Origin of the sequence: Mycolicibacterium neoaurum ATCC 25795 (genome assembly GCF_000691525.1) — a bacterium.
Taxonomy (GTDB): domain Bacteria; phylum Actinomycetota; class Actinomycetes; order Mycobacteriales; family Mycobacteriaceae; genus Mycobacterium; species Mycobacterium neoaurum.
This window is the reverse complement of sequence record NZ_JMDW01000005.1, coordinates 248,068-267,214: the sequence shown is the minus strand read 5'-3', so window position 1 is coordinate 267,214 and position 19,147 is coordinate 248,068. Positions and strand designations below refer to the sequence as shown.

Here is a 19,147-nt window from a genome sequence, read left to right as displayed (position 1 = left end):
CTTGACGGCATGACTACCGTTGCCGCCCCGGTGCGCGTGCGCGCCGTCTGGCCGACGCTGTGGGGTGTCGCATTGTTGGCCGGCGCGGTCGCCGCCGGTATCGGTGGCCTGTCGCTGGTCGACGCGTTGGCCGCCACCGGGCTGCCCAACCCCGGCCCGGCCACCACATACGGGCTCCCGTTCGTCCGGGCCGCCGGTGAGATCGCGGCCGCCGTCGCCGTCGGCTCCTTCCTGATGGCCGCGTTCCTTGTCCCGCCGCAACGCAGCGGTGTGTTGGACGTGGCCGGGTACCGGGCACTGCGGACCGGGACCGTCGCCGCCGGCGCCTGGACGGTGTGCGCGGTGCTGTTGGTGCCGCTGACGGTCTCCGATATCACCGGGGCTCCGCTGGTCGACCGACTCAACCCGGTCGATATCTGGACCGTGGCCAGCATGGTCGAGACCGCAGGCACTTGGCGGTGGACGGCGCTGCTCGCGGCCATCGTCACGGTCGCCAGCATCCCGGTGCTGCGCTGGTCGTGGACGCCGGTGCTGCTGGCCGGCTCCCTGATCACCCTGTTGCCGCTGGCTTTGACCGGACACTCGTCCTCCGGCGGCAGTCACGACATCGCCACGAACAGTCTGCTCATCCACTTGATCGCCGGAGTGCTGTGGGCCGGCGGGTTGCTGGCGCTGTGGGCGCTGGCGTTTCGCGGGGGCGAGCACACCGACCTGGCGGCCAGGCGGTTCTCCCGGATTGCGGTGTGGTGTTTCTTCGCCATGGCGCTGTCCGGTGTCGGTAACGCGCTGGTTCGGATCCAACCGTCCGACCTGTTCACCCAGACCTACGGATGGCTACTCGTCGGCAAAATGACGGCGTTGGTGGCACTCGGTGTCCTCGGCTGGCTGCAGCGCAGGCGCAGCGTCACCGCGCTGGCGGCCGACCCCACCGCGCGCGGCCCGCTGATCCGGCTGGCGTTGGTCGAATCGCTGATCTTCGGGATCACCTTCGGGCTCGCGGTCGCGCTCGGCCGCACCCCGCCACCGCCGCCGGTGCGGCTGCCGTCGATCACCGAGGTCGCCATCGGCTACGACCTCTCCGGCCCGCCGACGCTGGCCCGAATCCTGTTCGAATGGCGCCTCGACCTGATCTTCGGCACCGCGGCGATCATCGCGGCCACCGTCTACGTGCTCGCGGTGGTGCGGCTGCGCCGACGCGGTGACGGCTGGCCCGCCGGACGGATCCTCGCCTGGCTACTGGGATGTGCGGCGCTGCTGTTCACGACGTCATCGGGTCTGGGCCGGTATATGCCCGCGATGTTCAGCATGCACATGACGGCCCACATGCTGTTGTCGATGTTGGTGCCGGTGCTGCTGGTGCTCGGCGCGCCGGTGACGCTTGCGCTGCGCGCGTTGCCCACCGCGGGCAAGGGTCGGCCGCCCGGGCCGCGTGAGTGGCTGTTGGCCGCCTTGCACAGCAAGGTGTCCCAGTTCTTCACGAACCCCGTCGTGTCGACCGCGATCTTCGTCGCGGGGTTCTACGGGCTGTACTTCGGCGGCATCTTCGACGCCGCGGCCGACAGTCACGGTGCGCACCTGGCGATGAACGTGCACTTCCTGCTCAGCGGTTACCTGTTCTATTGGGTGGTCATCGGGGTGGACCCCACCCCGCGGCCGATTCCGCCGCTGGGCAAGCTCGCCATGGTGTTCGGTTCACTGCCGCTGCACGCCTTCTTCGGCGTGGTCATGATGGGGATGAACACCGTGCTGGCCGGTGACTTCTACCGCTCGCTGCAGTTGCCGTGGAATCCCGATCTGCTCGCCGACCAGAAGCTCGGCGGAGGTATCGCCTGGGCGGCCGGTGAGGTTCCGTTGGTGCTGGTGATGCTCGCGCTGTTGATCCAGTGGCGACGCAGCGACAACCGTGCGGCCAAACGACTCGACCGCGCCGCCGATCGCGACGAGGACGCCGAGCTGGCGGCCTATAACAACATGCTGGCCAAGCTCGCCGATATCGACAGCCGCAACAAGACCTCGTAACGAAGACCCGGTAGCCGGTTCAGCTGCCGTAGCTCACCGTGATGGTCCCGTCGCGGTTCACCCCGGCGCGCGGCGCGGGGTCTTGGCGCACCACCCGGGCGCGCCGGTCACCGCCCGCGTCCACATCGGGGCCCTTGAGCAGTCGGCCGGTGAAGCCGAGCGCCTGCAGCTGCTGCAGGGCGTCGGCGTAGAACAACCCGGTGAGGTCCGGCATCGGGAACTGATTCCCGCGGGACACCTTCAGCGTGATGGGGGCGTCGGTGGCGACCGATGCCCCCGGCGCCGGATCGGTGCCCGCCACCTCACCGGCGGCCAGCACACCGTCGGTATCGGCCTGCAGGATCGTGGTGAAACCGGCGGTGTTGAGGTTCTTGGTGGCCTGCTCGACGGTCTGGCCGGTGACATCGGGCAGTAGCCGCGAGGATGGCCCCGACCCGACCATGATGACGATCTCGTTGCTGGTGGCCGAATCCTGACCGGCGGCGGGTTCGGTGCCGATGGCCCGGTCGAGCTGTTCGGCCGAGGAGGCCTGCGGTTGGCGGCGGACGTTGTCGAAACCGGCATCCCGCAGTGCCCGCACGGCATCCTCGTAGGACATCGACGCGACATCGGGCACCCGACGCTGTTCCGGCCCGGTCGACACGTTGACGGTGATGTCGCCGCCCTCGGAGACCGACGAACCCGCGGCTGGATCGGTACCGATCACCTGACCGGCCTGCACCGTGCCGTCGGGCATGGTGTCGACCGTGGGATCGAGGCCGCGGTCCTGTAATTGGCTCACCGCCGCCGCACGATCCAGGCCCGTCACATCGGGCACCTGGACCCGGTTCAGTGCGCCGACGACGTAGACGCCGCCGGCCACCAATGCCAGCACCGCCGCGAGCGCACCGGCGATGGCCCAGCGCCGAGTCCTGCCGCGGGCCGGCTGCGCGGGCATCTGCAGGGTGATCGGCCCGGCGGGCTCACCGGCATCGGGTGTATCGAGTTCGTCGGCTTGCGGCGCCGTGGCCACCGGGCTGCCGCCGGCACTGACCCGGCGTAGGTCTGCCTGCAGGTCGGCGGCGCTCTGGTAGCGCTTGCCCGGCTTCTTGGCCAGTGCCGTCAGAACCACCGCATCGAGCTCGGGGAAGATGCCGGGGTGACGCTTGGACGGCGCGACCGGGCGTTCCCGCACGTGCTGGTAGGCCACCGACAACGGGGTGTCGCCGGTGAAGGGCGCCTGCCCGGTGAGCATCTCGTAGAGCACACAGCCGAGCGAGTACACGTCGGTGCGGGCGTCGACCTGCTGACCGCGCGCCTGTTCGGGGGAGAAGTAGGCCGCCGTGCCGACGACCGCCGAGGTGGCCGTAAGCCGGTCACCGGTGGTGGCGTTCATCGAGCGGGCGATCCCGAAGTCCATGACCTTCACCGCGCCGCTGGGCGTGACCATGATGTTGGCGGGCTTGATATCGCGGTGCACGATGCCGCGGCTGTGGCTGAACTCCAACGCCGTGCAGACCCCGTCGATGATGGCCATCGCCTGTGCCGGGGGCAATGTCCCGTGCTGCTGGATCAGCTGGCTGACGGTCATACCGTCGACGTACTCCATGACCAGGAACGGCAACCTGCCGGTCGAGGTCTGTGCCTCGCCGGTGTCGTACACCGCGACGATCGACGGATGGTTCAGCGCCGCGGTGTGCCGAGCCTCACGCCGGAACCGTTGGGAGAAGTTCGGATCGCGGGCCAGATCGGCGCGCAGGATCTTGATCGCCACGTCGCGGTGCAGCCGGATATCGCGCGCCCTGTGCACCTCCGACATGCCACCGAAGCCGAGCAGTTCGCCCAGCTCATAGCGGTCCGTCAGACGTTGCGGCATCGTCATTGCGCGCGTCCGATCACTGCGGTGCCCTCATCTGCCACACCGTCGATCATCGCGCAAAGCATCGCGGTGGGTGGCCGGTGGGCGGTAACCCGGCAGTTATCCACAGTTGCGGATTCATCCACAGCATCACCCGCGGCGTGCGTGTGTCGCGCCGCGGTGTCGGTTCACGCCGGGTCAATAGGTGCACAGGCCGGTGCCACCGGGCGCCGCGCACGACCCGAAAGGCATGCCATGTTCGAGACCCCGTTTTCCATCGTCGGCACCGTCGCCACCGACCCCGCCGCCCGGCGCGTCGGTGATCAGGACTTCGTCCGCTTCCGGGTGGTCAGCAACTCGCGGCGCAAGATGCCCGATGGCAGCTGGGAGAGCGGCAACTCGCTGTTCGTCACCGTCAACTGCTGGGGCAAGGTCGCCGAGGGGATCACCAGCGTGCTCTACAAGGGCGATCCGGTCGTGGTGGTCGGGTACATCCACACCGACGAGTACGAGGACAGGGACGGAAACCGCCGGACCTCGGTCGAGGTGCGGGCCAACTCGGTGGGTCCCGATCTCAGCAGATGCCGCGCGAAGCTGGAACGCACCCGTGCAGTCGAGACCCCGGCACCACATGACGAATCCGACGCCGAGGACGCGGTCCCCGATAGGGCTCCCGATGTGGTCGCCGAGCAGGGGCTGTCCCTGTCGGCGTAACCGGGTGTTCGGCCGGTGCCTAGGATGGGATGCGAGTTTTACGCGATCTGCAGCCAGACGAAAGGCATGACGACGGCATGGCCGAATTCATCTACACGATGCGCAAGGTGCGCAAGGCGCACGGCGACAAGGTCATCCTTGACGACGTCTTCCTGAACTTCCTGCCGGGGGCCAAGATCGGCGTGGTTGGCCCCAACGGCGCCGGTAAGTCCAGCGTCCTCAAGATCATGGCCGGCATCGATCAGCCCAACAATGGCGACGCCTTCCTCCAGCCCGGAGCGACGGTCGGAATCCTGATGCAGGAGCCCGAGCTCGACGAGACCAAGACGGTCCGGGAGAACGTCGAGGCCGGCGTCGCCATCAAGGCCAAGCTCAACCGGTACAACGAGGTCGCCGAGCTGATGGCCACCGACTACACCGATGAGCTCATGGAGGAGATGGGCCAGCTGCAGGAAGAGCTCGATGCCGCCGACGCGTGGGATATCGATTCGCAGCTGGAGCAGGCCATGGACGCGCTGCGTTGCCCGCCGCCCGACGAGCCGGTCACCCACCTGTCCGGTGGTGAGAAGCGTCGCGTCGCGCTGTGCAAGCTGCTGCTGAGCAAGCCGGACCTGCTGCTGCTCGACGAGCCAACCAACCACCTCGACGCCGAGAGCGTGCTGTGGTTGGAGCAGCACCTCGCCGACTACAAGGGCGCCATCCTGGCCGTCACCCACGACCGCTACTTCCTGGACAATGTCGCCGAGTGGATCCTGGAACTCGACCGCGGTCGCGCCTACCCCTATGAGGGCAACTACTCCACCTACCTGGAGAAGAAGGCCGAGCGACTGGAGGTGCAGGGCAAGAAGGACCAGAAGCTGCAGAAGCGGTTGAAGGAAGAACTTGCCTGGGTGCGCTCGGGTGCCAAGGCGCGCCAGGCGAAGAACAAGGCCCGACTGGACCGCTACGAGGAGATGGCCGCCGAGGCCGAGAAGACGCGCAAGCTCGACTTCGAGGAGATCCAGATTCCGGCTCCGCCGCGACTGGGCAACACCGTCGTCGAGGTCAGCCACCTCGACAAGGGTTTCGACGGCCGCATCCTGATCAAGGACCTGTCCTTCACCCTGCCCCGCAACGGCATCGTCGGCGTCATCGGCCCCAACGGTGTCGGTAAGACCACGCTGTTCAAGACGATCGTGGGCCTCGAAGAGCCCGACAGCGGCACCGTGAAAGTCGGCGAGACCGTCAAGCTCAGCTATGTCGACCAGAGCCGCTCCGGTATCGACCCGAAGAAGAACGTCTGGGAGGTCGTCTCCGACGGGCTGGACTACATCGAGGTCGGGCAGAACGAGATCCCGTCGCGGGCCTACGTGTCGGCGTTCGGCTTCAAGGGACCCGATCAGCAGAAGCCGGCCGGTGTGCTCTCCGGTGGTGAGCGCAACCGGCTGAACCTCGCGCTGACCCTCAAGGAGGGCGGCAACCTGATCCTGCTCGACGAGCCGACCAACGACCTCGACGTCGAGACGCTCTCCTCGTTGGAGAACGCGCTCGAGCAGTTCCCCGGATGCGCGGTGGTGATCTCCCACGACCGCTGGTTCCTGGACCGCACCTGTACCCACATCCTGGCGTGGGAGGGCGACAGCGACAACGAGGCGAAGTGGTTCTGGTTCGAGGGCAACTTCGGCGCCTACGAAGAGAACAAGATCGCCCGTCTGGGTGCCGACGCGGCCCGCCCGCACCGGGTCACGCACCGCAAGCTGACTCGCGACTGAAAACCTCGGTCACGGAGACTGAAAACAACGAAATGGTTGCCGGATGATGACATCCGGCGACCATTTCGTCGTTCAGGTGGGGCTGAACGTGTGGGACTGCGACCAAAGGTCACGCGAGGGGGATAGGGTCGCTCGTGTGGTTGCTGCGCCAGGCAACGAGTACGACCGAGAAGTCCCCGAGTAGTCCCCAAGAAGTCTCAGTGAGGAGCCTTCGCCCATGACGGTGAACCCCGGAACGACCGAACAGTGGCATCTGGATCGGGGTGCCCTGGCGCGGCTGTCCGACGCCTACGCCGAGACCCATCACGGCCCCTTCGGTGACGCGCCGACCGCCGATACCGCGGTCACCGCTCCGATCGCGCGGCCCACCACCACGGCGGTGCCCCCGGAGCTGATCACCGCCCACGCCAAGCTCGGTCATCGCCGCACACCGGGAGAGACCGTCGTCGCGGTGTACCCGGCCGACGACCCGGCCGGTTTCGGTCCGGCCATCCAGATCGTGACCGACCACAGCGCGATGCTGATGGACTCGGTGACGGTCTTACTGCACCGGCTCGGCGTGGCCTATGTCGGCGTGATGAACCCGGTGCTGCGGGTCAGCCGCAACAGCGACGGCGAGCTCTTGGCGCTTGCGCCGGCGGGAGATCCCGATACGGCGGTCGACGGAACGCACGAGATGTGGGTGCACATCCGGCTGGCCGCCTCCGCCGATGCCGATGCCGTCGCACGGGTCACCGAGCTGCTGCCCTCGGTACTGGCCGACGCACGTGAGGTGGCCGCCGATTCGGCGGCGTTGAACGCGACGTTGATCGGCTTGGCCAATGCGCTGGACTCCGACCATGCCGGGCATTTCCTGGGCCCGGACCGCCGGGATGTGGCCGCCCTGCTGCACTGGCTCGGTGACGGTCACTTCGTCCTGCTCGGCTATCAACGTTGCGCGGTGCAGCACGGTGCGGCAACCGTCGATCCGGCCAGTCGCCTCGGCGTGCTCAAACTGCGCACCGATGTGCTGCCCCAGCTCACCGACACCGACGACCTGCTGGTGCTCGCCCAGGCCACCATGCCCAGTTTCGTCCGGTACGGCGCCTATCCCTACATCGTGGTGGTCCGTGAGAACCCGGCGGGATCTTCGTCCAGTCAGGCCATCGAGCACCGATTCGTCGGGCTGTTCACCATCGCCGCCATGAACGCCAATGTGCTGGAGATCCCGCTGATCTCTCGGCGGGTCGATGAGGTGCTGGCGCAGTCGCATTCGGATCCCAGCCATCCCGGCCAACTGATGCTCGATGTCATCCAGACGATCCCGCGTTCCGAGCTCTTCGCGCTGCACACCCCGGACCTGATGGAGATGGCGCGGGCCGTGGTCGATCTCGGGTCGTTGCGGCGCACCCTGCTGTTCCTGCGCGCCGACCAGCTCGGCCATTTCGTCTCGGCATTGGTGTACCTGCCGCGCGATCGCTACACCACCGCGGTGCGGCTGGCGATGCAGGACATCCTGGTGCGTGAACTCGGTGGCGCGAGCATCGATTACGCAGCGCGGGTCAGCGAATCACCATGGGCGCTGGTGCACTTCACCGTCAAGATGCCCGACGGTGCGCAACGCTCCGATATCGACACCTCGGCGGAGAACGAGGACCGGATCCAACAACTGCTGACCGAGGCGGCGCGCACCTGGGCGGACCGGCTGATCGGATCGGTCAAGTCGGGCTCCCTGAGTCAGGGGTCGGCGGAGCATTACGCGAACGCCTTCCCCGAGGTGTACAAGCAGGCGTTCACACCGCAGGAAGCCATCGATGACATCGCGATCATCGATGAACTGCAGGACAATTCGGTCAAGCTGGTGTTCCGCGACGGCGGTCAGGACCGCGTCGACTGGCTGACCTGGTATCTGGGCGGGCGTTCGGCGTCACTGTCGGAGCTGTTGCCGATGCTGCAGTGCATGGGCGTGGTGGTGCTCGAGGAACGCCCCTTCATGGTCACCCGCCCGGACGGGTTGCCGGTATGGATCTATCAGTTCCGGGTGTCCCCACATCAGTCGATCCCGTCGACTCCCGACTCGCAGATCGAGGATGTGGCGCGCCGGTTCGCCGACACCGTCACCGCGATCTGGCACGGCCGCGCCGAAATCGACCACTTCAACGAACTCGTGCTGCGCGCGGGGCTGACCTGGCAACAGGTCACCATTCTGCGCGGCTACGCGAAATACCTTCGGCAGGCCGGTTTCCCGTACAGCCAGTCCTTCGTCGAAGGAGTGCTCAATGGGAACCCCAGCACCGCGCGGTCGCTGGTGGAACTGTTCGAGGCGCTGTTCACCCCGGAAGCCGATCTCGCCGAATCCGGCCGGACGCTGGATGCGCAGGCCGCCGCTGCTGCCGTCGCGGCGGATATCGACGCATTGGTCAGCCTGGACACCGATCGGGTGCTGCGGGCCTTCGCCAGCCTGGTGCAGGCCACCCTGCGTACCAATTATTTCGTCGGCTCACCGGACTCGGCGCGGGCCCAGGACGTGCTGTCGTTCAAGCTGAACCCCGGTCTTATCGACGAATTACCGCTGCCCCGACCCAAATTCGAGATCTTCGTCTACTCGCCGCGCGTCGAGGGAGTGCACCTGCGGTTCGGCTTCGTCGCCCGCGGCGGGTTGCGCTGGTCGGACCGCCGCGAGGACTTCCGCACCGAGATCCTCGGTCTGGTCAAGGCGCAGGCGGTCAAGAACGCCGTCATCGTGCCGGTCGGCGCCAAGGGCGGGTTCGTGGTCAAGTCGCCGCCGGTGCCCACCGGTGACGCGGCCGTCGACCGTGACGCCACCCGCGCCGAGGGCGTGGCCTGCTACCGGTTGTTCATCTCGGGGCTGCTCGACCTGACCGACAATGTCGACAAGTCCACCGGCGAGGTGGTCACCCCTGCCGGGGTGGTGCGCCGCGACGGTGACGACGCCTATCTGGTGGTCGCCGCGGACAAGGGCACCGCGACCTTCTCCGATATCGCCAACGACGTCGCGAAGTCCTACGGCTTCTGGCTCGGTGACGCGTTCGCCTCCGGTGGCTCGGTCGGCTACGACCACAAGGCGATGGGGATCACCGCCAGGGGTGCCTGGGAATCGGTGAAGCGGCACTTCCGTGAGATCGGGGTGGACACCCAGTCCCAGGACTTCAGCGTCGTCGGTGTCGGCGATATGAGCGGTGACGTCTTCGGCAACGGCATGTTGTTGTCCAAGCACATTCGGCTCGTCGCGGCCTTCGACCACCGGGACATCTTCCTCGACCCCGATCCCGACCCGGCGGCCTCATGGGCCGAGCGCGAGCGGATGTTCGCGCTCCCGCGGTCCAGCTGGGCCGACTACGACACCAGCCTGATCAGCGAGGGCGGCGGCGTGTTCAGCCGCGCGCAGAAGTCGATCCCGATCAGCGCGCAGGTGCGAGAGGTGCTCGGCCTACCCGATGGCGTGGAGGAGATGACCCCGCCCGCCCTGATGAAGGCCATCCTGCTCGCGCCGGTGGACCTGTTCTGGAACGGTGGCATCGGCACCTACATCAAGGCCGAATCCGAATCCGATGCCGATGTGGGCGACCGCGCCAACGACGCCGTGCGCGTCAACGGAAATCAGTTGCGCGTCAAGGTCGTCGGGGAGGGTGGCAACCTCGGTGTGACACAGCGCGGTCGTATCGAATTCGATCTGGCCGGCGGCCGGATCAACACCGACGCGATGGACAACTCGGCCGGGGTGGACTGCTCCGATCACGAGGTCAACATCAAGATCCTGGTCGACTCGCTGGTCACCACCGGCAAGGTCAGCGCCGATGAGCGCACCGAGCTGCTGATGTCGATGACTGACGAGGTCGGCCGACTCGTGTTGGCCGACAACATCGACCAGAACGACCTGATGGGCACCAGCCGGGCGAATGCGGCCAGCCTGCTGGCCGTGCACGCCCGCCAGATCCGCGAGTTCGTCACCGAGCGCGGGCTCAACCGCGAGTTGGAGGCGCTGCCATCGGAGAAGGAGATCCTGCGCCGACGCGAGATCGGGATCGGGCTGACCTCGCCAGAGTTGGCGACCCTGATGGCGCACGTCAAACTCACGCTCAAGGACGAGGTGCTGCGTACCGACCTGCCCGACCAAGAAGTGTTCGCGGCGCGGATACCGCAGTACTTCCCCGTCGAGCTGCGTGACCGGTTCGTCGGGGAGATCCGCTCGCATCAACTGCGCCGCGAGATCGTGACCACCATGCTGGTCAACGATCTGGTGGACACCAGCGGCATCACCTACGCCTACCGGATGACCGAGGACACCGGCGTCGGACCGGTCGACGCCGTGCGCGCCTATGCCGCCACGGATGCCATCTTCAAGGTCGGCGAGGTGTGGCGGGATATCAAGGAGGCCGGGATCGGCGGACTGCCCACCGCGGTCACCGACCGGATGACCCTGGATCTGCGCAGGCTCATCGACCGGGCGGGACGCTGGCTGGTCAACTACCGCCCACAACCGCTGGCCGTGGGCGCGGAGATCAATCGTTTCGCCGAGCAGGTGGCCACGCTGACCCCCCTGATGCCGCAGTGGCTGCGCGGTGACGACAAGGCGATCGTGGCAAAGGAATCCGGTGAGTTCGAGGCCCAAGGGGTGTCCAAGGAGTTGGCCTACACGGTGGCCAACGGTCTGTACCGGTACAGCCTGCTCGACGTCATCGACATCGCCGATATCGCCGACCGGGACGCCGTGGAGGTGGCCGACACCTACTTCGCGTTGATGGATCACCTGGGTATCGACGGACTGCTTACCGCGATCTCGGGCCTGGAACGCGATGACCGCTGGCATTCGTTGGCGCGACTGGCGATCCGCGACGATATCTACGGCTCGCTGCGGGCGTTGTGCTTCGATGTGCTCGCGGTCGGTGAACCGGATGAGACCGGTGAGCAGAAGATCGAGGAGTGGGAGTTCACCAACAGCTCCCGGGTGGATCGCGCGCAGCGCACGCTCGACGAGATCCAGTCCGAGGGGCAGCGTGACCTCGCCACGCTGTCGGTGGCGGCCCGCCAAATTCGTAGCATGACAAGGACTTCGGGAACGGGGACAAGTGGCTGAACGTTTCGTCACGCCGGTGGCTGTGCGATGGTCGGACATCGACATGTATCAGCACGTCAATCACGCCACCATGGTCACGCTGCTGGAAGAGGCACGGGTGCCCTTCCTGCACGAGCCGTTCGTCAACGACATCGACACCATCGGCCTGCTGATCGCCGAGGTCAACGTCAAGTACAAGGGCCAGGTACGCCTGATGGATTCGCCGCTGCAGGTGACCATCTGGGTGAACCGGCTGCGCACGGTCGACTTCACCCTGGGCTATGAGGTGCGCTCCGCGGGCGCCGGTCCGGACTCCAAACCGGCCGTCATCGCCGAGACACAGCTGGTGGCGTTCAACATCGCCGAACAGAAGTTGGTGCGGTTGCTGCCGCACCACCGTGAGTACCTGGAGCGGTACCGCCGATGAGCGCTTGCGCGAAGAGGAAATGGCAGCGATGAGCGCTTGCGCGAAGAGGAAATGGCAGCGGTGAGCTCACCCGAGCGCGGCCTCTGGCTCGACAACGGCTCTCACCGCGACGATCTCGCGACATTCGTCGACCGTGCGCTGCGCCTCGACGACGCGGCGGTGATCCGGTTCCGGGAACGCACCGGCACCGGCAAGGTGGTGGCCTGGGTGTCGACGGGTTTCGATGTGCTGGCCTGCCGGGTGGTCGACGGCCGGGTGCGCCCGACCGATCTGTCCGCCGGCGCCGACACGCTGTCGCGGACATTGCCCGCCATGGACGCAACGGGTTTCGTCGAACCGGGCTTCGCGATGGATTCGGCGTGGCGCGGTGTGCTGCCGCCGGACACCGGATTCGCCCACTACGACGATGTGCCTGCCTGGGCCATTCTCGACCTCGCCGAACGGGGGACCGCGCTGGCCAAGGAGCACAGCAGCGCGCACGGTCCACCCGCATCGTTACTGGACCAGGAGGTGCTGGCCGTCAGCGAGGGGGAGTCCAGTGTCGGCATCCCGATGCGCTGCGTGTTCGCGCTGACGGCCATGGGGTTCCTGCCGCCCAATGCCGATGTGCTGGCCTCCGATGAGATCGTGCGGGTGCGTGCCCACCCGGCCTGGCTGCGCATCGATGCCCGGTTCGGCAGTGTCTACCGGCGGCTCGGCGATCCGGCTCTGGTGCTGCGTTGATTTCGGCGCGCTGACGCTCGCTCACCGATCGCGAGCGCGCCGAAATCACACCACCCAGGCGGCGGTGTCCGGTGGCAGCGCACCGTCGGCGAGGGGGCCGCTGGTCAGCAGCACCTCACCGGCGGGCAGCCGCAACGGTGCGTCGCCGGTGTTGAGCACGCAGATCAGTCCGCCGGGCCGGCGAAACGTCGACTCGCCGATCCATTCCACCGAGGCGCCGGAGAACTCCGGTCGGGTGGAGCGCAACGTGATCGCGCGCCGGTAGAGCTCCAGCGTCGACGACGGATCACCGGACTGCGCCTGCACGGTCAGCGACTCCCAGCCGTCGGGCATCGGCAACCAGGTATCCGCAATGTCGGAAAACCCGTAGGGCGGGCGGGAGCCGCTCCACGGTATCGGCACGCGGCAACCGTCGCGCCCCCGCTCGCTGCGTCCCGAGCGCTCCCAGACCGGGTCCTGGAGCACCTCGTCGGGCAGGTCCACATTCGGCAGGCCGAGTTCGGCACCGTTGTAGACGAACACCGAGCCGGGCAACGCCAGCGTCACCAGTGCCATCGCCCGCGCCCGGGCCAGTCCCGAGGTGCCGTCGCCGTAGCGCGAGACCTCGCGCACCACATCGTGATTCGACAGCGTCCAGGTCGGCGGTGCGTCGGCCAGTGCGGCTGCGGCGAGCGAGTTGTCGATGGCCGAACGTACCGCGTCGGCGGTGAAATCGGCCTGTACGAGCTGGAAGTTGAAACCGAGGTGCAGTTCGTCGGACCGCAGGTACTTGGCGAACTGCTCGTTGCCGTGCACCCAGATCTCGCCGACGGTCACCGCATCCGGATAGTCGTCGAGCACCCCGCGGATGAACCGGTGGATATCGTGCACCGCCTCGTCGTCGAACCGCGGGTCGTCGGCCTTGTTGCGCAGCAACCGATTCTCGGTCAGGTCCATATCCGGCAGGTCGGCCGGTTTGGCCATCCCGTGCGCCACGTCTATGCGGAACCCGTCGACGCCGCGGTCCAGCCAGAACCGCAGTGTCGCCTCGATATCGGCGAACACCTCGGGGTGCTCCCAGTTCAGATCAGGCTGGGCCGAGTCGAACAGATGCAGATACCACTGCCCGTCGGGCACCCGGGTCCAGGCCGGACCGCCGAAGATCGACACCCAGTTGTTGGGTGGTGACGCACCATCGGCTCCGGTGCCGTCGCGGAAGATGAACCGGTCGCGCCGGGACGGATCGGCCAATGCCTCGACGAACCACGGATGTGCCGAGCTGACGTGGTTGGGCACCAGATCCATGGTCACCCGGATACCGCGACCATGGGCCGCCGCCACCAACCTGTCCAGTGCGGTCAGGTCACCGAAGAGCGGATCGATATCGCGCGGATCGGACACGTCGTACCCGTGGTCGGCCATCGGCGAGACCATCACCGGGTTGAGCCACAGCGCCTGTACGCCGAGTGCGGCGAGGTAGTCCATCCGGGCGGTGATGCCGTCGAGATCACCGACCCCGTCGCCATTGCTGTCGGCGAACGACCGTGGGTAGATCTGATAGAACACCGCCCGCGACCACCATTTGGTGCTGCCCATCAGAACGCTGAGTTCACCATCGAGTCGGCGGCCATCTGGAAATAGTCCAGCAGCGCCTTGCGGTGCCGGTCGTCCAGGGTTTGTGCGTCGATCGAGGCCACGGCGGTGTGCATACAGCGCAGCCAGGCGTCGCGCTCAAGGAAGCCGATCCGGAACGGTGCATGGCGCATCCGCAGCCGCGGGTGGCCGCGCTGATCGGAGTAGGTCCGCGGCCCGCCCCAGTACTGCTCAAGGAACAGCCGCAGCCGTTCCTCGGCACCGTCGATATCGTCCTCGGGATAGAGCGGGAGCAGGATTTCGTCCTCGCGCACCAGTTCGTAGAACTTGGCCACGATCGCGGTGAACGTCTCGTGGCCACCGACGTCGTCGTAGAACGAATGCTGCGGCTGGGTCACCGCACCCATTGTTCCCGATCCGGTTCGCGCAGGCTGTGCAGCCCGTCGGTTGGTGCGGCCAACGGGCTGGTCACCGGAAGTTCACCCGACTGACCAGCGAACACCGACGAAATAGCCGTGCGAGCGGTGACAAATCGTGGTGGACTGTCCTGCGGAGGACGAATGTCGCAGCGCACGAAAAGCCCTGCTCGACGAGCGGGCTACCAGAGCTCCACGGCCGTGGTCGGTTCTACCGGCGCGCGCGCCCTGCAGGTTGCCGAGGCCGCAACGGCCGTCCATCCCGGTTCGGTGTGGGGTCGGCGTCGGGTCCTGCTGCTCAACTCCACCTATGAGCCGCTGACCGCGCTGCCGATGCGGCGTGCGGTCATCATGCTGATGTGCGGTAAGGCCGATGTCGTGCACGATGACCCGAGTGGGCCCGTCATCCACTCCGCCACGCGCACCATCGTGGTGCCCTCGGTGATCAGGTTGCGGACCTTCGTCCGGGTGCCCTACCGGGCCCGCATCCCCATGACCAGGGCGGCGCTGATGCATCGGGACCGGTTCCGATGTGCCTATTGCGGCGGTAAGGCCGACACCGTCGACCATGTCATCCCCCGCAGCCGCGGTGGCGAGCATTCCTGGGAGAACTGCGTCGCGGCGTGCTCGGCCTGCAACCACCGCAAGGCCGACCGGCTGCTCTCCGAGCTGGGCTGGGCGCTGCGTGCCATCCCGATGCCACCCAAGGGGCAGCACTGGCGGCTGCTGTCCTCGGTGAAGGAACTCGATCCGGCCTGGGTGAGATATCTGGGTGAAGGCGCGGCGTGACCGAGGCTTGCGCTAGGTTTGGCATGTGAGCACAGCACTTACCCATTCCCTGTTGGGTGGGGTCCCGCTGGTCTTGTTTCTGGTGTTGGCCGCGCTGGCCTACCGCCACAAGGGACCGCACCCGAAGTCATACAAACTCGGCGACGAGTGGACCCACGATCCCATCCTGTGGGCCGCCGATGAGCCTGCCGACCATGGCCATGGCGGCCACGGCGATCACGTGACGGTGGGAGGTGGCGCAAGTGGCAAGTGGTAGCCATACCAACGAGATCGCCAGGACGACGACCGATGTCGACCTGCCCTACGGCTACGCGCTGACCAGCAGCGGCCGCATCTCCGGTGTCACCGAACCCGGCGAGCTCTCGGTGCACTACCCGTTCTCGGTCAAGGATCTGGTCGCCCTGGACAACGCGCTGAAGTACGGATCGCGTTACGCCAAGGCCCGGTTCGCGGTGTTCATCGGTGACCTCGGTGCCGATACCGCGGCCACCGCCCGCGAGATCCTGGCCAAGGTGCCGACCGCCGACAACGCGGTGCTGCTGGCCGTCTCGCCGAACCAGAAGGCGATCGAGGTCGTCTACGGTTCCGAGGTCAAGGGCCGCGGCGCCGAGACCGCCGCACCGCTCGGGATCTCCGCGGCGCTCGGATCGCTGCGCGACGGCAACCTCATCGACGCGCTCGTCAGCGCCGTCAATGTCATGTCTGCGGCGATCTCGCCGGCCTGACCACGCTGTTCGATCGGCCCCGGTGCCTACTGGTACCGGGGCCGATTGCTGTCTCAGGCCAGCTGCGCGCGGATGGCGACATAGCGCTCAAGGAACAGTCGCTCGTCGAGTCGCTTGCGCCGCATCCAGCCCGTGACCTCGTCATTGCACTTGCTGGCATTGCACGCCCCACAGGCGGGCACCACGTTCTCGATCGTGTAGCGCCCGCCGCGCGAGATCGCCATGACGCAATCACGCTGCAGCGGTTTACCCGTCACCCCGCAGTAGGCGCAGCCGCCCCACGCGTCCTGGATCGCCGCCCACTGTGCCGCGGTGAGGTCGTTGACGACGGCCTTGACGCGGCGGGTGCGCCGACGGGCGGCGCGGGCTCTGCGCGAGTTGCTGACGGCCACCGGGAAATCATGCGTGGCGAGCGTGCGATAACTCGGGTGCGCGAGCGGCGTGTCGGGCAGCAGACACGCACACTCGCCGGGGGAGTCAGGACGCGTCGAAGGCGCGTGCCTTGAGTGCTCGCTCGACACCGGCCCGACCCTCGAGTACCAGCCTGCGCAGCGCTGGCGGCACATCGTGGCCGGACAGGAATGCATCCGCCGCGCCAAGCCCACCGGTGCTGATATCCCAGGACGGGTACAGCCCGATCACCACGGTCTGGGCGACCTCGCTGGACCGCCGCTCCCACACCCCGGGGATCGAGGCGAAGTACAGGTCGCGGAACCGCGTCAACAGCTCGGCCTGACCGGGTTGCACGAAGCCACCGACGATCGCGCGGGTGGTGATGTTGGCCAGCGTGTCGTCCTCGATCACGCGCTGCCACGCGGCGTTCTTCACCGACACCTGCGGGCGGGCCGCGGCGGCGGCGGCGGCATTGCGCTTGCCGGCGGCGGTCGGGTCGTTCTCGGCCTCGGCATCGATGAACGGTGTCTCGGCGCCCTCGGCGTCGATCACCCCGGCGCGCGCCAGGGCGGTGACGATGCGCCAGCGCAGATCGGTGTCGATCACCAGACCGCTCAGGTTCACCGCCGCGGGCTCGTTGTCGAGCAGGGTGGACAGCACAGCCACATGGTTGGGGGAGAGCACCGAGGTGGTCAGCGCGTTGACGAACGCCAGCTGATGATCCGAACCGGGTGCCGATTCACGGGCCAGGTCCAGCAGGGCGTCACCGAACGCGGGCCAGCCGTTCTCCTTGGCCCACTCCGGATCGGCGTAGGAGCCCAGCGCGGTCTGCGCCTGCATCAGCAGACGCTGCGCCACGCCGACCTCGGTCTCGGCGTGCACGCCGGCGATCACCAGCGTCACGAAATCGCGGGCCTTCAGCTCGGCCTCGCGGGTCATCTCCCAGGCCGCCGACCAGGCCAGCGTGCGGGGGAGCGGCTCGGCGATATCGGCGATGCGGTTCAGCAGCGTCTGCAGGGATGCCGGGTCCAGCCGCAGCGAGCAGTAGGTCAGGTCATCGTCGTTGACGAGGATGAACTTGCCGCGCCCGACGCCGATCAACCCGGGGACGTCGGTGGACGGGCCCTCGACGTCGAGTTCCTCGCGGTGTACCCGGACGAGCTTGCCCGAATCATCCTCGTCGTAGATGCCGACGGCCAGCCGGTGCACGCGGGTCTCACCGGCACCGGGTGCGGCACCGGACTGGTGCACCGCGAATCGGGTGAACGCACCGTCGTCGTCGACATCGAAGCTGGCGCGCAGGGTGTTCAGACCGGTGGTCTTGAGCCACTGGCGGCCCCAGCCGCTCAAGTCGCGGCCCGATGACTTCTCAAGGGCGCCAAGCAGATCGCCGAAGGTGGCGTTGCCGAACTTGTGGTCGCGGAAGTAGTCGCGCAGACCGGCGAGAAAGGCTTCGAGGCCGACATATGCCACCAGCTGCTTGAGCACGCTGGCGCCCTTGGCGTAGGTGATGCCGTCGAAGTTGACCTCGACCGCGTGCAGGTCCGGGATGTCGGCGGCCACCGGGTGGGTGGACGGCAGCTGGTCCTGGCGGTAGGCCCAGGACTTCTCGACGTTGGCGAACGTCGTCCAGGCCTGGGTGTACTCGGTGGCCTCGGCCTGGCAGAGCACCGAGGCGAAGGTGGCGAAGGATTCGTTGAGCCACAGGTCATCCCACCACGCCATGGTGACCAGATCGCCGAACCACATGTGCGCCATCTCGTGCAGCACGGTCTCGGCGCGGCGCTCGTAGCTGTATCGGGTGACCTTGGACCGGAAGACGTAGTCCTCCAGGAAGGTCACTGCGCCGGCGTTCTCCATCGCGCCCGCGTTGAATTCCGGGACGAACAGCTGGTCGTACTTGCCGAACGCGTAGGGCTCACCGAAGTTGCGGTGGTAGAACCCGAAGCCCTGCTTGGTCTCGGTGAACAACCGATCGGCGTCCATGAACTCGGCCAGCGAGGCGCGGCAGAAGATGCCCAACGGGATGTCCCCGTGGTCATCGGTGTAGACATCGTCCCAGCGGGCGTACGGCCCGGCGATCAGCGCGACCAGGTAGGTGCTCATCTTCGGGGTGGTGACGAAGGTGTGCACGCCGTTGTCCACCGAGTCGGTGGCGCCGTTGGAGATCACCTGCCAGTGCTCCGGAGCCTTGACCGTCACGTCGAAGGTGGCTTTCAGGTCGGGCTGGTCGAAGCAGGCGAACATCCGTTTGGCATCGGCGGTCTCGAACTGCGAGTACAGGTACACCTCGTTGTCGACGGGGTCGACGAACCGGTGCAGACCTTCTCCGGTGTTGGAGTACAGGCAGTCGGCGTCGATCACGAGTTCGTTGTGCTCGGCCAGTCCGGTCAGGGCGATACCGCGTGCTTCGTCATACCCGGAGACGTCGATGGCATGGCCGTTGAGGGTCGCACTGTGCACGGTGGCCGCGGCCAGGTCGATATAGGTGTCCGCACCGGCCAGCGCCGAGAACGTCACGGTGGTCCTCGACCCGAAGGTCTTCTCGCTGGAGGAGGTGAGATCCAGATCGATGCGGTAGTTGTCCACGGTCACCAGGGCGGCGCGCTCGGCGGCCTGGTCGCGAGTCAGATTGGGGAGAGCCACGGAACCAACTTAGTACGTCGACCGACCTGGACCCCTGGCGGGAACATATGCCGGGCGGCAAGAGTTGTGTCGTCGAGAA

At 67.1% G+C, this 19,147-nt stretch carries 14 protein-coding genes; 9 read left to right on the top strand and 5 right to left on the bottom strand.

All coding sequences use genetic code 11. The annotated features are described in order from the left end of the window. Positions 1-9 precede the first annotated feature (9 nt). Positions 10-2,019, top strand: coding sequence for a bifunctional copper resistance protein CopD/cytochrome c oxidase assembly protein (locus IC40_RS0105560; protein ID WP_030133756.1), 2,010 nt, complete (start codon positions 10-12; stop codon positions 2,017-2,019). 19 nt (positions 2,020-2,038) lie between these two features. Here the strand turns inward: IC40_RS0105560 and pknB are convergent, their stop codons facing one another. Continuing rightward, a complete protein-coding gene (pknB, locus tag IC40_RS0105555) occupies positions 2,039-3,880 on the bottom strand; it encodes a Stk1 family PASTA domain-containing Ser/Thr kinase (RefSeq protein ID WP_030133755.1) in 1,842 nt (613 codons plus the stop codon). A gap of 231 nt (positions 3,881-4,111) precedes the next feature. Between pknB and IC40_RS0105550 the strand changes: the two genes are divergently transcribed. The 5 genes from IC40_RS0105550 (at position 4,112) to IC40_RS0105530 (ending at position 12,527) form a co-directional block, all read left to right on the top strand. Continuing rightward, the gene (locus tag IC40_RS0105550; protein ID WP_030133754.1) at positions 4,112-4,570 is read left to right on the top strand and encodes a single-stranded DNA-binding protein; all 459 of its coding nucleotides are present in this window, start codon (positions 4,112-4,114) and stop codon (positions 4,568-4,570) included. A gap of 77 nt (positions 4,571-4,647) precedes the next feature. Beyond that, the gene (gene ettA / locus IC40_RS0105545; protein ID WP_030133753.1) at positions 4,648-6,321 is read left to right on the top strand and encodes an energy-dependent translational throttle protein EttA; all 1,674 of its coding nucleotides are present in this window, start codon (positions 4,648-4,650) and stop codon (positions 6,319-6,321) included. 217 nt (positions 6,322-6,538) lie between these two features. Continuing rightward, on the top strand, positions 6,539-11,398 hold the full coding sequence (locus IC40_RS0105540; RefSeq protein ID WP_030133752.1) for an NAD-glutamate dehydrogenase: 4,860 nt from the start codon (positions 6,539-6,541) through the stop codon (positions 11,396-11,398). Next, on the top strand, positions 11,391-11,804 hold the full coding sequence (locus IC40_RS0105535; protein ID WP_030133751.1) for an acyl-CoA thioesterase: 414 nt from the start codon (positions 11,391-11,393) through the stop codon (positions 11,802-11,804). The genes IC40_RS0105540 and IC40_RS0105535 overlap by 8 nt, the downstream gene beginning before the upstream one ends. A 60-nt stretch (positions 11,805-11,864) precedes the next feature. Then, positions 11,865-12,527 (top strand): DUF8185 domain-containing protein, encoded by a 663-nt coding sequence (locus tag IC40_RS0105530; RefSeq protein ID WP_030133750.1) that lies wholly within the window; start codon positions 11,865-11,867, stop codon positions 12,525-12,527. A 45-nt stretch (positions 12,528-12,572) separates the two neighbouring features. Here the strand turns inward: IC40_RS0105530 and IC40_RS0105525 are convergent, their stop codons facing one another. Together IC40_RS0105525 and IC40_RS0105520 are read right to left on the bottom strand one after the other, a co-directional pair. Further along, positions 12,573-14,102, bottom strand: coding sequence for a glycoside hydrolase family 13 protein (locus IC40_RS0105525; protein ID WP_030133749.1), 1,530 nt, complete (start codon positions 14,100-14,102; stop codon positions 12,573-12,575). Continuing rightward, on the bottom strand, positions 14,102-14,506 hold the full coding sequence (locus IC40_RS0105520; RefSeq protein ID WP_030133748.1) for a globin: 405 nt from the start codon (positions 14,504-14,506) through the stop codon (positions 14,102-14,104). The genes IC40_RS0105525 and IC40_RS0105520 overlap by 1 nt, the downstream gene beginning before the upstream one ends. Positions 14,507-14,659: 153 nt before the next feature. On the opposite strand from IC40_RS0105520, the gene IC40_RS0105510 reads away from it, so the two are divergent. From IC40_RS0105510 to IC40_RS0105500, 3 genes are read left to right on the top strand one after another with little or no spacing between them, the layout of a single operon-like run. Then, a complete protein-coding gene (locus IC40_RS0105510) occupies positions 14,660-15,304 on the top strand; it encodes an HNH endonuclease (protein ID WP_030133747.1) in 645 nt (214 codons plus the stop codon). Positions 15,305-15,329: 25 nt separating this feature from the next. Then, positions 15,330-15,560, top strand: a complete 231-nt coding sequence (gene ctaJ / locus IC40_RS0105505) for an aa3-type cytochrome oxidase subunit CtaJ (RefSeq protein WP_023986060.1) — start codon at positions 15,330-15,332, stop codon at positions 15,558-15,560. Further along, the gene (locus IC40_RS0105500; protein ID WP_019512156.1) at positions 15,547-16,029 is read left to right on the top strand and encodes a DUF5130 domain-containing protein; all 483 of its coding nucleotides are present in this window, start codon (positions 15,547-15,549) and stop codon (positions 16,027-16,029) included. Before ctaJ ends, IC40_RS0105500 begins: the two co-directional genes overlap by 14 nt. A 53-nt stretch (positions 16,030-16,082) precedes the next feature. Here the strand turns inward: IC40_RS0105500 and IC40_RS0105495 are convergent, their stop codons facing one another. Together IC40_RS0105495 and pepN are read right to left on the bottom strand one after the other, a co-directional pair. Continuing rightward, positions 16,083-16,421 (bottom strand): HNH endonuclease, encoded by a 339-nt coding sequence (locus IC40_RS0105495; protein WP_030133746.1) that lies wholly within the window; start codon positions 16,419-16,421, stop codon positions 16,083-16,085. Positions 16,422-16,506: 85 nt separating this feature from the next. Continuing rightward, positions 16,507-19,068, bottom strand: coding sequence for an aminopeptidase N (pepN, locus tag IC40_RS0105490; protein WP_030133745.1), 2,562 nt, complete (start codon positions 19,066-19,068; stop codon positions 16,507-16,509). Between the last annotated feature and the right edge of the window lie 79 nt (positions 19,069-19,147).

Coding starts and splice junctions, on each gene's coding strand:
- IC40_RS0105520 (WP_030133748.1), bottom strand. CDS start 14,506: ATGGGTGCGGTGACCCAGCCGCAGCATTCGTTCTACGACGACGTCGGT.
- IC40_RS0105550 (WP_030133754.1), top strand. CDS start 4,112: ATGTTCGAGACCCCGTTTTCCATCGTCGGCACCGTCGCCACCGACCCC.
- IC40_RS0105560 (WP_030133756.1), top strand. CDS start 10: ATGACTACCGTTGCCGCCCCGGTGCGCGTGCGCGCCGTCTGGCCGACG.
- IC40_RS0105525 (WP_030133749.1), bottom strand. CDS start 14,102: ATGGGCAGCACCAAATGGTGGTCGCGGGCGGTGTTCTATCAGATCTAC.
- IC40_RS0105540 (WP_030133752.1), top strand. CDS start 6,539: ATGACGGTGAACCCCGGAACGACCGAACAGTGGCATCTGGATCGGGGT.
- IC40_RS0105510 (WP_030133747.1), top strand. CDS start 14,660: ATGTCGCAGCGCACGAAAAGCCCTGCTCGACGAGCGGGCTACCAGAGC.
- ettA (WP_030133753.1), top strand. CDS start 4,648: ATGGCCGAATTCATCTACACGATGCGCAAGGTGCGCAAGGCGCACGGC.
- pknB (WP_030133755.1), bottom strand. CDS start 3,880: ATGACGATGCCGCAACGTCTGACGGACCGCTATGAGCTGGGCGAACTG.